Origin of the sequence: Pseudomonas reinekei (assembly GCF_001945365.1) — a bacterium.
Taxonomy (GTDB): domain Bacteria; phylum Pseudomonadota; class Gammaproteobacteria; order Pseudomonadales; family Pseudomonadaceae; genus Aquipseudomonas; species Aquipseudomonas reinekei.
In genome coordinates this window covers 15,527-29,099 of record NZ_MSTQ01000012.1, presented here as the reverse complement: position 1 = coordinate 29,099, position 13,573 = coordinate 15,527, and the positions used below count along the sequence as shown (strand labels likewise).

The 13,573-nt window shown below is 60.2% G+C and carries 20 protein-coding genes and 1 pseudogene; 7 read left to right on the top strand and 14 right to left on the bottom strand.

What is annotated here, in order from left to right:
- The 4 genes from tusD to BVK86_RS19275 form a co-directional block, all read right to left on the bottom strand.
- A complete protein-coding gene (gene tusD, locus BVK86_RS19290; RefSeq protein WP_075947921.1) occupies window positions 1-393 on the bottom strand; it encodes a sulfurtransferase complex subunit TusD in 393 nt (130 codons plus the stop codon).
- A 189-nt stretch (window positions 394-582) separates the two neighbouring features.
- Window positions 583-1,287 (bottom strand): YoaK family protein, encoded by a 705-nt coding sequence (locus BVK86_RS19285; protein WP_075947920.1) that lies wholly within the window; start codon window positions 1,285-1,287, stop codon window positions 583-585.
- Between the two features lie 25 nt (window positions 1,288-1,312).
- The gene (locus BVK86_RS19280; RefSeq protein ID WP_075947919.1) at window positions 1,313-1,642 is read right to left on the bottom strand and encodes a DUF6388 family protein; all 330 of its coding nucleotides are present in this window, start codon (window positions 1,640-1,642) and stop codon (window positions 1,313-1,315) included.
- Between the two features lie 20 nt (window positions 1,643-1,662).
- The gene (locus tag BVK86_RS19275) at window positions 1,663-1,911 is read right to left on the bottom strand and encodes a hypothetical protein (RefSeq protein ID WP_034146936.1); all 249 of its coding nucleotides are present in this window, start codon (window positions 1,909-1,911) and stop codon (window positions 1,663-1,665) included.
- A 147-nt stretch (window positions 1,912-2,058) separates the two neighbouring features.
- Between BVK86_RS19275 and BVK86_RS19265 the strand changes: the two genes are divergently transcribed.
- Window positions 2,059-2,409, top strand: coding sequence for a hypothetical protein (locus BVK86_RS19265; RefSeq protein ID WP_075947918.1), 351 nt, complete (start codon window positions 2,059-2,061; stop codon window positions 2,407-2,409).
- A gap of 66 nt (window positions 2,410-2,475) precedes the next feature.
- Here the strand turns inward: BVK86_RS19265 and BVK86_RS19260 are convergent, their stop codons facing one another.
- Entirely contained in the window at window positions 2,476-2,901 is a 426-nt protein-coding gene (locus tag BVK86_RS19260) for a GNAT family N-acetyltransferase (protein ID WP_075947917.1), read from the bottom strand.
- 142 nt (window positions 2,902-3,043) lie between these two features.
- Here BVK86_RS19260 and BVK86_RS19255 point away from each other — a divergent pair, with 142 nt between their 5' ends.
- Window positions 3,044-3,481: a hemerythrin domain-containing protein gene (locus tag BVK86_RS19255; protein ID WP_075947916.1), complete on the top strand. Its 438-nt coding sequence runs from the start codon at window positions 3,044-3,046 to the stop codon at window positions 3,479-3,481.
- Between the two features lie 159 nt (window positions 3,482-3,640).
- On the opposite strand, the gene BVK86_RS19250 is transcribed toward BVK86_RS19255, so the two are convergent.
- Window positions 3,641-4,159, bottom strand: coding sequence for a methylated-DNA--[protein]-cysteine S-methyltransferase (locus tag BVK86_RS19250; protein WP_075947915.1), 519 nt, complete (start codon window positions 4,157-4,159; stop codon window positions 3,641-3,643).
- 136 nt (window positions 4,160-4,295) lie between these two features.
- Between BVK86_RS19250 and ggt the strand changes: the two genes are divergently transcribed.
- Together ggt and BVK86_RS19240 are read left to right on the top strand one after the other, a co-directional pair.
- Window positions 4,296-6,023, top strand: coding sequence for a gamma-glutamyltransferase (gene ggt / locus BVK86_RS19245; RefSeq protein WP_075947914.1), 1,728 nt, complete (start codon window positions 4,296-4,298; stop codon window positions 6,021-6,023).
- A gap of 68 nt (window positions 6,024-6,091) precedes the next feature.
- A complete protein-coding gene (locus BVK86_RS19240) occupies window positions 6,092-6,625 on the top strand; it encodes a cysteine hydrolase family protein (RefSeq protein ID WP_075947913.1) in 534 nt (177 codons plus the stop codon).
- Window positions 6,626-6,681: 56 nt separating this feature from the next.
- Here the strand turns inward: BVK86_RS19240 and BVK86_RS19235 are convergent, their stop codons facing one another.
- The 3 genes and pseudogenes from BVK86_RS19235 to BVK86_RS29460 form a co-directional block, all read right to left on the bottom strand.
- Window positions 6,682-7,071, bottom strand: a complete 390-nt coding sequence (locus tag BVK86_RS19235) for a L,D-transpeptidase family protein (RefSeq protein ID WP_139315779.1) — start codon at window positions 7,069-7,071, stop codon at window positions 6,682-6,684.
- Complete coding sequence (locus tag BVK86_RS19230) at window positions 7,068-7,826, bottom strand: M15 family metallopeptidase (RefSeq protein ID WP_075947912.1); 759 nt, start codon at window positions 7,824-7,826, stop codon at window positions 7,068-7,070. The genes BVK86_RS19235 and BVK86_RS19230 overlap by 4 nt, the downstream gene beginning before the upstream one ends.
- 33 nt (window positions 7,827-7,859) lie before the next feature.
- Window positions 7,860-7,964, bottom strand: a pseudogene (locus BVK86_RS29460) (lipoyl synthase); the annotation flags it as partial.
- A 203-nt stretch (window positions 7,965-8,167) separates the two neighbouring features.
- Here BVK86_RS29460 and BVK86_RS19225 point away from each other — a divergent pair.
- Window positions 8,168-8,626 (top strand): GNAT family N-acetyltransferase, encoded by a 459-nt coding sequence (locus BVK86_RS19225; RefSeq protein ID WP_075947911.1) that lies wholly within the window; start codon window positions 8,168-8,170, stop codon window positions 8,624-8,626.
- 131 nt (window positions 8,627-8,757) lie between these two features.
- Here the strand turns inward: BVK86_RS19225 and BVK86_RS29455 are convergent, their stop codons facing one another.
- Genes BVK86_RS29455 through BVK86_RS19215 form a run of 3 tightly spaced genes read right to left on the bottom strand, consistent with a single transcriptional unit; the run spans window position 8,758 to window position 10,311 of the window.
- The gene (locus tag BVK86_RS29455; RefSeq protein ID WP_139315778.1) at window positions 8,758-8,988 is read right to left on the bottom strand and encodes a hypothetical protein; all 231 of its coding nucleotides are present in this window, start codon (window positions 8,986-8,988) and stop codon (window positions 8,758-8,760) included.
- A 49-nt stretch (window positions 8,989-9,037) separates the two neighbouring features.
- Window positions 9,038-9,352 (bottom strand): NIPSNAP family protein, encoded by a 315-nt coding sequence (locus tag BVK86_RS19220; protein WP_075947910.1) that lies wholly within the window; start codon window positions 9,350-9,352, stop codon window positions 9,038-9,040.
- A gap of 53 nt (window positions 9,353-9,405) precedes the next feature.
- Window positions 9,406-10,311: a LysR family transcriptional regulator gene (locus BVK86_RS19215; protein ID WP_075947909.1), complete on the bottom strand. Its 906-nt coding sequence runs from the start codon at window positions 10,309-10,311 to the stop codon at window positions 9,406-9,408.
- Between the two features lie 130 nt (window positions 10,312-10,441).
- On the opposite strand from BVK86_RS19215, the gene BVK86_RS19210 reads away from it, so the two are divergent.
- The gene (locus BVK86_RS19210) at window positions 10,442-11,272 is read left to right on the top strand and encodes an oxidoreductase (RefSeq protein WP_075947908.1); all 831 of its coding nucleotides are present in this window, start codon (window positions 10,442-10,444) and stop codon (window positions 11,270-11,272) included.
- Window positions 11,273-11,407: 135 nt separating this feature from the next.
- Here the strand turns inward: BVK86_RS19210 and BVK86_RS19205 are convergent, their stop codons facing one another.
- Window positions 11,408-11,911: a phage infection protein gene (locus BVK86_RS19205; protein ID WP_231977861.1), complete on the bottom strand. Its 504-nt coding sequence runs from the start codon at window positions 11,909-11,911 to the stop codon at window positions 11,408-11,410.
- A gap of 285 nt (window positions 11,912-12,196) precedes the next feature.
- Between BVK86_RS19205 and BVK86_RS19200 the strand changes: the two genes are divergently transcribed.
- On the top strand, window positions 12,197-12,580 hold the full coding sequence (locus tag BVK86_RS19200) for a c-type cytochrome (RefSeq protein ID WP_075947906.1): 384 nt from the start codon (window positions 12,197-12,199) through the stop codon (window positions 12,578-12,580).
- 90 nt (window positions 12,581-12,670) lie between these two features.
- Here the strand turns inward: BVK86_RS19200 and BVK86_RS19195 are convergent, their stop codons facing one another.
- Window positions 12,671-13,555, bottom strand: coding sequence for a ChaN family lipoprotein (locus tag BVK86_RS19195; RefSeq protein WP_075947905.1), 885 nt, complete (start codon window positions 13,553-13,555; stop codon window positions 12,671-12,673).
- Window positions 13,556-13,573 lie beyond the last annotated feature (18 nt).

Genomic DNA, 13,573 nt, shown 5'->3' with positions numbered 1-13,573 from the left:
TTATGCGCCTCCGAAACAGATCAGGCGGTCGGCGTCCTGCACTGCATCGTGCAACTGGCCGAGACCGGACAATTCCCACGGCGCGCCAACGGCGACCGCATCGCGTTGATAGCGTTTGGCTTCTTCCCCGTTGAGCACGCCCCGGCGCAGGGCGGCGGCGATGCACACCACGCCATCGAGTTTTTGCTCGCTGATGAAGGCGCGCCATTGCTTGGGCACGTCCAGTTCATCCTGGGGTGTCACTACGCTGCCGGACGCGTTATAGACGCCATCCTGATAGAAAAACAGCCGGACAATCTCGTGCCCGCCGGCCAGCGCTGCTTGGGCGAACAGCAGGGCGCGGCGTGAGGAGGGCGCATGGGCGGCGGAAAATACGGCGATGGCGAACTTCATGACGGACTCGATCAGCGAAACTGCGGCCATGATAAAGCTTTATCGGCGGGGGGGCTAAATCGATGTTGTCTGTGCGGGCCTCATCGCGGGCAAGCCAGCTCCTACAGCAGATCTGCAATTTGGTGATCGACGCATTCCCTGTAGGAGCGGGCTTGCCCGCGATGGCGGCCGGACAGGCGACTCAAACACTTAGCGGGGCATGTAGCCTAACTGCCAGCGATGGGGGATCTTCAACGATAACAGGCCCAATGCTGCCGCCAGTAATCCACTGGCAAACAGTGCCTTGAGCCCGAAGTGATGCTCCAGCACCGCACCCAGTACGGCGCCAGCGAACATTCCGGTCCAGGGAATCAGTTGCACCCGCCAGCCATTGCGCCGCTCGCCGAGCATCCAGCGACCCAGTCCACGGCCGAAGCGCGACAGAGCGCCGGTGACGTAGGTCAGGCCGACCGGCAAGCCATTCACTTCTTCCACAGCAGCATTGAGCATGCCCATGGCGATGATTGCCGCCAGCAACGCAGGCAGTTGCGTCTCGTATGGCCAGGCCGCAGCAGCGCAGAGCAGGGTGGCGATGCTCAGCAGCAGGGGCAGGGCTCGGCGACGGCCCAGGCGGCTGACAATAATGCCCAGCGCATTGCCAAGGATGAACGTGGCGATGAGGATCACCAGCCGCAAGGTCAAGCCCAGCTCGCCGGCACTGATGGCGACGGCCATGCGGGTGGTGTTGCCGCTCATGAACGAAACAAAATCGCCGCTGGCCATGAAACCGATCGCGTCGGTCATGCCGGCCAACACCGAAAGCATGGCCACCAGGCTCAAGCCGATGCGCCCGCGCCATTTCTGAGTGTGCAGGTGGCCGGGGCTGGCGTGGGGCCGGGTGGCGGAAGGCAGCATGGGCGATGGTGTCCTTGAGCGGTGGTCAGGGTTTGATCCCGTATAAATCGCAATATTCCAGCCAGTCCATGCCGGCCATCTCCGCGACTTCCCGGTGCACCTCGAGGCGCTGGGCTTCGTAATCCTGCGGTGTGGCAGCGGTCAGTTGCAAGGTCAATTCCCAGGCAAACAAACCAAGGCGCTCGGCTTCGGCCTCGAAGGCTTCATGCAAACGCTCGTCGCGAAACTGCGCCAGGGTCTCGCCTTTGGCCTGGGCGAGCAACGGATTGAGGTGGTCGAGTTCGACGCGCAGTTCGGGGCGTTCATCGAGAAACGTGTTCAGTGCCTGTTCGTGTTGCAGCTCGGATGCCGCCATGGTCACTCCTTGAGTACGGATTACGAAGACTGTTTCTTGCTGGCCTTGGCCGCTGCCGCCAGACACTCCAGGGCAAATTGCTCGGTGTAGGTCATCTGGATCGGGGTGGTTTCACCTTTGACGGTGCGCTCGCCGTCGAGGATGTAACGAATGCGTTTGTCGGTGACGCCGATTCGCTTGGCGATCCAGGAGGGTGTCTGACCGATCTGGCTGATCAGTTTGTCAGCGTATTCAGTGGTCGGTTTGTAAAACTCGGCGTTGGGGGTCATGGGGCTTCCAGTCAAAGGTGCGATGCAGCGCAATGGCGCGACAGGGTGCGCGAATCGTCGCGCGGTGTCGCGGTATAAATGAAGTAAAGCAGAACGATACGCGGTGCCACGATGATACAGTCGGCTTTTTCCTGATGAGTGAATGCAATGCGAATTCTGATGGTGGCGCTGGCCGTTACCTTGCTGGCGGGATGCGCGGGCTCGGCAATGAACGAAGCTCGCACCAAGGCCCCGTACAAAACCCTGAACTCGGACAAGCCGGCAAAAGACGTCGTCCGGTGCGTGCAGTTTTCCTGGCAGGACGAAGCGGTATTCGGTGTTGATGCGGCTGCGTACCTGGAGCCCGCCGAGAAAGGTGGCGCCACTGTTTACACCCGTTCGGCGGAGTCTTTCGTGGACGTGACCACCGACGCCTCGGGCACTGTGTTGAGCTACTACGCGCAACAGGACGACTTCGTCGCCAAGCGCCGGTTGGCGGCGTTGGCGACCTGTCTGTGACTTCATGATTGACGCAGGACCTCTGGGAAGCGGGCAAGCCCGCTCCCAATAGGGTTATGTGTTAACTCAGTAATCCAAGCGCTTCTGGAAAAAGAAGTGCTTGTGCCCCGGCGGGTAGTCGGCGATGTGACCGATCTCGCTGTAGCCGCATTTCCTGTAGAAATCCGGCGCCTGGAATTCGAAGGTATCGAGCCACAGGCCGATGCATTTTCGTTCCCGCGCCAGGTCTTCCGCCATCTGCATCAGCTTGCTGCCCATGCCCTGTCCACGGGCCTGTTCCGGCACCGACAGCAAGTCGATGAACAACCACTGATAAAACAATCGGGCGTAGAGTCCGCCGAGAATCTGGTCGTTTTCGTCGCGTACCAGCAGGGCAATGTTTTCGGGTAGGGTGCCGCCGGCTTTTGACGCGTTATAGGCGCGCAACGGCAGCAAAATGGCTTGGCGTTCCTCTTCCGTGGGGGTTGGCGAGAACTCGATTCGTAACGTCATGGCTATGTCCTTATGGCTTTGAACCCCAGCCTAACGTGGACAGCGCCAATTTTCCATCAGTGCACCGGGGGGAACCGTCGCTGGCGCGCAGATGTCATTGATTAAGACGCGTCATCCCGAACGCGACCGATGAGGACACGCCGTGAATATTTTTGAAGCCTTGCGCGAAAGCCACGAACGCCAACGGACCTATGCCAAGGCGCTGATCGAAACCAGCGGCGACACTCCAGAGCGGGTTGAAGCGTACAAACAGCTCAAGGCTGAACTGCAGGCCCATGAAACCGCGGAAGAGCGGCATTTCTATATTCCCTTGATGGAGTTCGACAACGGCGTCGATCTCAGCCGCCATGCGATTGCCGAACACCACGAGATGGACGAAATGATGGAAGAACTGGACGAGACCGAGATGTCCAGCCCGGCCTGGTTGGCGACCGCAAAGAAACTGTCGGACAAGGTTCATCACCACCTCAAGGAGGAGGAGCAGAAGTTCTTCCAGATGGCCGGCAAGCTGCTCGACGACAAACAGAAAGAGACGCTGGCGGGGCAATACGAGAAGGAGTACCGGGCGCAGCTTGATTGAGGCGGCAGGCTTTCACTTAACATGGCCCGTGCCCTTGCGTGGCGGCGAGCTTGTTCGCGTCGGGCTGCGAAGCGGCCCCTGAAATCTCAGGGGCTGGCGAATAGTTGCCAGCGCGGTGCATTGGCGCAGGAGCAAGCTCCTTAGCCAAAGAGAATTGGATTACCCAAACAGGTCTGCGGTCATTCCGGCTCCGACGCATTGAGCGCCTTCCAGCGTCAGCAACAACGCCTTCGCCTCCAGCCCCCCGGCAAACCCCGTCAGCTTCCCCGACGCACCAATCACCCGATGGCAAGGCGCGATAATCGAAATCGGATTCTTGCCATTCGCCGCGCCCACCGCCCGGACCGCACTCGGGTTGCCGATTTGTTCGGCGATCTGGCTGTAGCTACGGGTTTCGCCAAACGGGATGGTCAGCAGCGCGGCCCAGACCTTCTTCTGAAATTCCGTCCCGGAAAAATCCAGCTCCAGATCGAAGCGTTGTCGTGCGCCGGCGAAATATTCGCGTAACTGCCCGGCGGCACGCATCAGGACCGGATTGTCCGGCGCTTCGACCAACGGTCCCAAGCGCACCCGTCCGGGTTTATCGTTTTCCCAGAGGATGGCTACCAGTCTCGAACCGTTCGCCACCAGCTTCAACTCGCCAACCGGGGAGGCCAGGGACGTGCAGGTGTAAGTCATAGCGCCAGCCTCATGGAATTGTTGAACAGGCGTTAAGGATACTGCTTCTGGAGGGAGGCGCAATGCGCAATTCCGACCATACTTGGCTACTGCTTTTGACGGGTTTTCCTACTTTAAAACAAGAAGAGACCGACTCATGAAGTACGAACCTTTTGCCAAATCGCTGATAGCGACCTCGTTGGCGCTCAGTTGCCTGACGGCCCATGCAGCTTCCGTGGCCCCGGTCGCGGCTGAAAATGGCATGGTGGTGACCGCGCAGCACCTGGCCAGCCATGTCGGCGTGGATGTGTTGAAAAACGGCGGCAATGCGGTCGATGCCGCGGTAGCGGTCGGGTATGCGTTGGCGGTGGTGTATCCGGCAGCGGGTAACCTGGGCGGCGGTGGTTTCATGACCATTCAACTGGCCGACGGCCGCAAGACTTTCCTCGACTTCCGCGAAAAAGCCCCTCTGGCGGCTACCCCCGACATGTATCTCGACAAGGAGGGCAATGTCGTACCAGACCTGAGCACCCGTGGTCACCTGGCCGTCGGCGTGCCGGGCACCGTTTCCGGTATGGAACTGGCCTTGAGCAAATACGGCACCAAACCACGCAAGGAAGTCATCGCCCCGGCGATCAAACTCGCTGAAGACGGTTTCGTACTGGAACAGGGCGATGTCGAGTTGCTGGAATATGCCACCGACGTGTTCAAGAAGGACATCAAGGATTCCGGCTCGATCTTCCTCAGCAACGGCGAGCCGATGCAGGTCGGGCAGAAGCTGGTGCAGAAAGACCTCGGCAAAACCTTGCGCGAGATCTCCGAGAAAGGTGCCGACGGCTTCTATAAAGGTTGGGTCGCCGACGCCATCGTCACGTCCAGCCAGGCCAACAAAGGCATCATCACCCAGGCCGACCTCGACAAATACAAGACCCGCGAACTGGCGCCGATCGAGTGCGACTACCGTGGCTACCACGTGGTCTCGGCACCGCCGCCGAGCTCTGGCGGCGTGGTGATCTGCCAGATCATGAACATCCTCGAAGGCTATCCGATGAAGGATCTGGGCTATCACTCGGCTCAGGGCATGCACTACCAGATCGAAGCAATGCGTCATGCCTACGTCGACCGCAACAGCTACCTCGGCGATCCGGATTTCGTGAAAAACCCGATTGCCCATCTGCTGGACAAAAACTACGCGACCAAACTGCGCGAAGCGATCAATCCGCAGAAGGCCGCGGTGTCCAAGGACCTCAAGCCTGGCGTCGCGCCCCATGAGGGCAGCAACACCACCCATTACTCCATCGTCGACAAATGGGGCAACGCGGTGTCGGTGACGTACACCCTCAACGACTGGTTCGGCGCCGGGGTCATGGCGAGCAAGACCGGGGTCATCCTCAATGACGAAATGGACGACTTCACCTCGAAAATCGGCGTGCCGAACATGTACGGCCTGGTGCAGGGCGAGGCCAACGCCATCGCCCCCGGCAAGGCGCCGCTGTCGTCCATGAGCCCGACCATCGTCACCAAGGACGGCAAAGTGGTGATGGTGGTCGGGACGCCGGGCGGCAGCCGAATCATCACCGCGACCTTGCTGACCATGCTCAACGTTATCGACTACGGCATGAACATCCAGGAGGCGGTCGATGCGCCGCGCTTCCACCAGCAGTGGCTGCCGGAGGAAACCAACCTGGAGGCCTTCACCACCAGCCCGGACACGGTGAAGATCCTCGAAAGCTGGGGCCACAAGTTCGCGGGGCCACAGGATGCCAACCATCTGGCGGCGATCCTCGTGGGCGCGCCGTCGCTGGACGGCAAACCGGTTGGCAAGAACCGTTTCTACGGGGCCAACGATCCACGGCGTAATACCGGCTTGTCGCTCGGTTACTGAGGGTTGTGTTCGAGCAGGGACGGACTTATGTTCGTCCCTTGCCTCTCTGAATTTTCAAGGAAGGAATCATGACCACCGCATTGTTAATCATCGACGTCCAGCAGGCCCTGTGTTCAGGCGAATACGAATGCTTCGAAATCGGGCGCGTCATCAACACCATCAACCAGCTTTCTGCGCAGGCGCGCAACGCGGGTGCCCCGGTGGTGTTAATCCAGCACGAGGAAAAGGATAGCCCTTTTGCCCATGAGGCGGCTGGCTGGCAACTGGCTGAAGGGCTGGAGACCTCGTCAAAGGATTTTCGCGTGCGCAAGACCACCGGCGATTCGTTTTACCAGACCAACCTGCAGAAACTCCTGCCGAAAGAAGACTTCGAGCGCCTGGTGATCTGCGGGCTGCAAACCGATTATTGCGTCAACGCCACCGTGCGTCAGGCGTTGAAACTGGGCTACGACGTGGTGCTGGCAAACGACGCGCATTCCACCGTCGACAATGGCAACCTCACCGCCGAAGACATCATTGCCGAGCACAATAAAGATTGGGCGCATTTGACGGGGTCAGTGGCGCGAATCGACGTGATCCCGGCTGCCGAAATTTGCTACTGAAAACACCACATCCCCCTGTTGGAACCGACGTGCTCGCGGCAGCAGTGATTGCTTGATCAACGCTCTGGGAGGCCCCATTGCGCGCGCAACTGCCGGTATTGCGCCTCGGGCAATTGCACCAGCAGCGGCGATTGGCGAGGGGCGAGCCAGTCGAATAATCGGGCGATGTCCGTCGGGTCCATGGCGGTGCAGCCACGGGTTGGCACAGTGGGGCCGCGCCAAATGTGGAAGAAAATGCAGGAGCCTGCAGCGGGGGACGCCGGGGTGTTGTGCTCGATGACAATGCCCTGGCGATACAAGTCATCCCGGCGCCGCATGCGTTCCGAGCTGTTCCAGTCATTCGCCATTGTTGCGCCGTCGACCAGTTGGTCGCTGTGGTCGAGCCCTTGAGCCAGTGTCGCCCACGGGAATAGCAGCAACGCCAGGATTTTGAGCACATTGTTCATGGTGCGAGCGGACCGATGGGGAAGTCCATGACATCCGGCTTCTGCGTCTTTGAGCTGTACGTGAAGTGCCACCACTCGTTGGCGTAACCGGTAAATCCTTCCTTCTCCATGGCACGGCTGAGTCGTTGGCGATTGGCCTTGGCTGCAGCGCTGATCAGCGTCGAATCGGTGTGTGCACGCTCATCGAAGCAATCGAACCCGGTGCCCATGTCGACCGCCCCATCGTGCCAGCGCTGGCCATAATCGGCGGTGCAATCGACCGCGGTAGCGGCCGGCGTCCAGGTGTTGGCGGGCAGGGCGCCCGGGCCGGTCATGGTCAAGTCGACCGTATTGCCTCGGGAGTGGTTGGACACCCGCGCCACGTAGCCCAGACGCCAGAAGTCCTGCTTGTTCACCCGTGGGTAGAACTCGGTCTTGAGCGGGTCACCCGGTTCGGTGGCGAAGCGCCCCATGTCGGCCACGGCACGACTGGGGCGATAGCAATCGAAGACTTTCAAGCCGTAGCCCTCGGCTTTCAGAGCCGCTTGTACCCGGGCCAGTGCTTTGGCTGCATCCGCCGACAACAGACACTCGGCTGCCCGGTAGCCGTCCAGCGGATGGCCGGTGAAGTTGTGGGCGCTGGCATAGCGGATGTCCTGCTCGATGCCAGGGTCGACGCTGCGCAGATATACCATGTGCTCGGGTGTCGACTCGTCGGCCAAACATGACGTCGCAAGGCTCAGGCAGAGCAGATACAGACCGGGTAAACGAAACATCGGGAAAGGCTCCTTGCATGACCAGTCAGCGCATCATGGCTTGAAACCCGCGTTACCTCCATGAAGTTGTTGGTCGGCATGATAGGACGGACGCACCAGCGGACCGGACGCCACATTCTTGAAGCCCATTTTGAAACCTCATGAGGCTTTCCTTTGCAGCAGGTTACTGAACCTGTGGGAGCGAGCCTGCCCGCGAAGAAGGAGTGTCAGCCACCATCAATGTTCACTGGTACGCCGCCTTCGCGAGCAGGCTCGCTTCCACAGGGGGGGCGGTGCTTGCAGGCATTTTTTCGTTGCGGTTGCTAGGCTGTAGATCCCTGAGACCGCAATGGAGCACCCTCATGCCTATCCAGGCCCTGCGCGCCGACGCATCCCACATCGAAACCATTGCCCCGTTGTTCGATGCCTATCGGGGGTTCTACCTTCAACCTTCCAACCTGCCACAGTCCCGTGACTTCATCGCCGAGCGCATTGCCCGAAACGAATCGGTGATCTTCCTTGCCATGGACACCCACGGCGAAGCACTGGGCTTCGTGCAAATGTTCCCGACGTTCTCCTCCATCGACGCGCACCGCACCTGGTTGCTCGGCGACTTGTTCACCACACCTGCCGCCCGGGGCAAAGGCGTCGCCACGCTGCTGATGAACACCGCCCGTGACTTTGCGCGATTGAGCGGCGCCAAGGGCATGACCCTGGAAACCGCCACCGACAACATCAGTGCCCAGCGTTTGTATGAGTCCCTGGGCTATGTGCGCGATCCCGGCTACTACACCTATTGCCTCGATCTGCAGCAAAGTTGAACCCCGGGGTTATTGGAGGCCGTGCAGAAGTGCGGCCTGGGCATCGGCGCTGGTGAGGATGCGATAACGCGTGCTGCGTGAAACATCGCGGTCGCAAAACCGTTCGTACACCGCTTGGAACACACTGCGATTCAACCCCGGCTGTTGTTGCATGCGTGCTGTTCCGGTTGGGTAAAAAACACATCGAGCACTGTCGCCAGTTCGCTTTGATGATCCGGGGCGATGTGGAAAGTGACGCCGGCAATGGTCTGCTGGCGCAGCCGTGAGGTGAGGTAGTTGAGGTGACGCCTGGGGAGCCCCTGGCAAGACAATCCGGTCCATAAACCGTCGGCAAACGGCACGACGCCCGACGTTATCGGCAAGGCGGGTCATACCGTGAATCCGGATGAGGACGGAATGTCTGCAGGTTGCTTACGCCTGGTTGCCGAACACCGGCCGGAAGAAGCTGCGCTCATAGCTGAGGATGCAACGGGTTTCTTCGGCGTACTTGAACGCGGCGATGCATTCCGGGTCGTTCATCGATGTCTGCCGGTAGTGTTCATACGCGGCCAGGCTCGGGAAGGTGAACATGGCCATGGCGATGTTGTTGGCACCCTCGGACGGCAGGAAGTAGCCGTGATGCTGACCACCGAATTTCGCCACCAGCGGTATCCACAGCTTGCCGTAGTGCTCGAACGCTTCGAGCTTGTAAGGGTCCAGCACATATTTGAGGTAGCAGGTGATCATGGGTTTTTCTCTCTGTCGGGGTTAAGAATCTGGCATGAGTTTTCGGCGTTGCGCTAGCGCGGATTCTGCTCCCGGGCAGCGCGAGCAAAATCGATGAAGGCCTTGAGCGTCGCCGGCACATGCCGTCGGCTCGGGTAGTACAAATGCAGGCCCGGGTAGAAGGGACACCAGTCGCCCAGCACTTGGACCAGGCGGCCGTCGGCGATAGGCGCCTTGACCATGTCTTCGAAGATGTAAGCCAAACCGACGCCCTCTAATGCCGGGCCGACCATCAGGCTGACATCGCCGAGGGTCAGCGGGCCGTCGATTTCGATTTCCTGAGTGATCCCGCCCCGTTCGAACTCCCAGCGATAAAGCGAACCACTGGGGAAGCGATGGCGGATGCACGGCAGGCCACGCAAGTCCCCGGGCTTTTTCGGGACGGCGTGCTGCTCGAAGAAGGCCGGTGAGGCCACGACCACTGACCGCATGTAGGCGCCGATGGGCAGCGACACCATGTCGGCCTCCAGGCGCTCGCCGAAGCGCACCCCGGCGTGAAAACCCTCTGCTACCACGTCGACCAGACCGTCATCAGCGACGATCTCCAGATTCACGTCCGGACAGGCTTGCAGGAAACGGGCGGCCAAGGGCAACAGCACCAATTCCGCGGCCTGGCGACCGGCAGTGATCCTGAGATTGCCGGAGGGTTTGTCGCGAAAACTGTTGAGGTCTTCGAGTGCGTCGTCGATATCGCGAAACGCCGGCTTCAATCGCGCGAAAAGACGCTCTCCCGCCTCGGTCAGGCCGACGCTGCGGGTGGTTCGATTGAACAGCCGTACGCCGAGTCGGTTTTCCAGGGTGCGCACTGAATGGCTCAGCGCCGACGGTGTCAGTCCCAGCTCCACCGCAGCCCGGCTGAAATTCAGGTGAGTGGCCACACTCAGGAACGTTGAGAGGTCTGCCGCCGAAGGTGCTTTCATTTGTGAGTGCCTTTCACAAAGCCATGCAAAATTGCTGGGATTATCACATCAGTACTGGAGTTTTAAAGTGGCGTCAACTCATCAAGAAGGCCCGGCAACAACGCCAGGGTCGCTGACAGGAGGAGTTGAAATGCGTACTTGGTTGATTACTGGAGCTTCCCGTGGTTTTGGTACCCTCATCGCAGAACGTGCTCTGCGTGCCGGCGACGCGGTGATTGCCACCGCACGTAAACCCGCAGACGTCATCGCCAAACTGGGCGATCATCCCAACTTGCTGGCCGTGCGCCTGGACGTCACTCGCGAAGAGGAAGCGCATCAGGCCGTCGCGCAAGGCATCAAGCGTTTTGGCCGCATCGATGTGCTGATCAACAACGCCGGTTTCGGCGTGTTGGGCGCGGTCGAAGAAACCAGCGCCAGCGAGACCGAGCGTCTGTTCGCCACCAACGTTTTCGGCTTGCTCAACGTGACCCGCGCGGTACTGCCGCACATGCGCCGCCAGCGTTCAGGGCATGTGATCAATATCTCTTCGATCGGCGGCTATCAGGCTTACATGGGGTGGGGAGTCTACGGTTCCACCAAGTTTGCGGTGGAGGGCATTACCGAGGCTCTGCATCAGGAACTGGCGCCGCTGGGCATCCACGCCACGGTGGTCGAACCGGGCTTTTTCCGCACGGATTTCCTCGACGAGCAGTCGCTGGTGAAAACTGCGCTGGAACTGCCGGACTACGATGCAACCGTTGGTGCGATGCGCAAGTATGCCGAGGCGGCGAACCATGCGCAGCCGGGTGATCCGGTGAAGTTCGCCGAGGCCATGCTGGCCCTGGTCAATGCACCGACACCGCCGCAACGGTTGGCGCTGGGCAGTGATACCGTGGCGCGCATTGAAGCGAAAAACCGTTTTGTTGCCGAGGAGCTGGACGAGTGGAACGAGCTGGCGCTGTCCACTGACTTCAAGGGCTGAAGTCAAACCACAAAACCCTGTGGGTGCGAGTTTGCTCGCGATAGCGGTAGGTCATTCAGCAGTGATGTTGAATGTTCCTCCGTCTTCGCGAGCAGGCTCGCTCCCACTTTTGGATTGCGGTGATTCATGGGCCGCTCAGCGACATTCCATGCAGAAGTAGGGCATGACGTCGGAGCTGGCGTCGTAGCCATTGCTGCCATCGGCGTAATGGTTCTGCCGCAATCGGTCCGAGCCGCCTTCGGCTACGCGAGTGCCGCGCATCGAATTGTAGCCGGCCGCCACGTTGTTTTGCTTCAGTCGATCGGAACCGTCCGAGGCCAGTTGCCGTTCTTTGAGGCGATCGGCGCCGCCTTCGGCGAGTCGGCGTTCTTGCAGGCGATCGGCACCGCCTTCGGCCAGTTGCCGTTCTTTGAGGCGATCGGCACCGCCTTCGGCGAGTCGGCGTTCTTGCAGGCGATCGGCGCCACCTTCGGCCAGTTGCCGTTCCTTGATGCGGTCGTTCGCACCTTCGGCAACGTTGTGGGCAGCGGTGCCGGCACCGCTCGTCGTGGCGCCTGCTTCGGCAGCCTGGGTGTTCGCCGCGATAAAGCCGAGGGCCGAAAAGAGGGCAATTCCTAGTGCAAGTCTTGGGGTGTTCATCATGTTCACCTGGTGAGTCACGGGATTGTTCACGCAACGTTCGGGTTGACATGAATGCCGGGTAATGCAGTTCCGATATTCATGCCAACCATCTTAATTGGCTGAGAAAACACGTCACTTATGCATAGGTTGTCCAGGCGAACATCAAGGTGTTAAAGACTCATACTCAAGTTTGCCCAGGGGCGGACATTGAACCGCTGGCTGAAAAGCTTCGGATGAGTTGCCAAGTCATGCTCAAATGGCGGTCATTTTTTGTGATGGGCGACGGCGGGTCGGGGGTTGTACATGAACAAAGCGACGGTGTTGGCGCTCGTCCTGAGCCTCGGACTGTTCAACGTGCCAGCGAATGCAGCCGGGGATGCCGAGGCGGGCGGGAAACTGTTCAAGCGGGTATGCGGTGGCTGCCATCAGGTCGGAGAATCGGCGCGGGCGTTTTTTGGGCCGCAGCTCAACAATGTGATTGGGCGGGTGGCCGGGAGTACCACGGATTACCAGTATTCCGATGCGATGAAATCATCGGGCATCGTCTGGACGCGGGAAAAACTGGCGGCGTATATCGAGGACCCGAAAGCCGTGGTGTCCGGTACGCGGATGATTTTCTGGGGGATCAGTGATCGGGAAAAGATTGATGATTTGTTGGCGTATTTGCAGCTTTTTCAGGCGCCTTAGGTTGTTGGGTCTGGAGGCGGGCGCGTATCCCTTGCTACGGTAACCACCGACCGGCGCTGACGCTACAGCAGCCAAACAGTCTGCACAGCCTCATCGCCGCATATCCGCACAATGATCCTGTTCAGGTTGCGCAGCCGAGTACCACACATAGTCCGCGCTTTCGGCACTCACCGTTCTGCCAGCCTCAGCCAGCACCAGCACCGCATTACCCTCACCAGCACCAAGGTCCTTCAGATGCAGCGGCACGCCCAGATCCTTGCGTACATGAAACGACCCGGCCAGCAACAGCGCAGGCGTCGGAGCCGCCATCAAGCGCTCGGCCATGCGTCGGTCACGCTGCTGTTGCACGGCGAGCATTGCCGGTATCTGCGCTTCGGGCAGCAAGCCACAATGGGATTCGCGAATGTCCTCCAGCAATGTCGCTTGCACCTGTTCAGTGGTAGAGGCTTCGCCGCTGAGGGGCGGACGCTGTTTGTAGATCTGCATGATCTGCGCCCGGTCGAGATTGGCCGACAGCAATGGATAAGGCTGGCCCAGGGCGTAAGTCACCACGGCGCCGTAAACGCCCCAATCCCAATTGGCTTGCCAGGACAGCGCCCGATAAGGATCAGCCGGTGGCTGACCGGCGCGGGTCGCGGCCTGCACGGCATTGACGTTCGCCTGTTGGTCGGGGTTGAGCATTTCCATCAGCAGACTGCCCTGCGGACGCTGCGCCGCCAGTTGGCGCAGCAGCCACAGTTGCAGGGCATGGTGATCAGGGTTGTCGTGTTGCTCACCGACCAGCACCCGTGGCGCAGCCGCCAGGCGTTCGACCAGCGCTTGCGGGGTGAGGGTGCGTCCACTGGCGAGTTCGCGGATCACCCCGAAGTCGGCGTGATCGCGGCCTTGCGGTGCGATCGGCGCGGGTGGTGGCGCGACGTAATGGGATTGGCAGGCAGCCAGCAGGCTGATCAGGCATAGCAGCAGAATGCGCATCGGTATTCCTTATCAGAC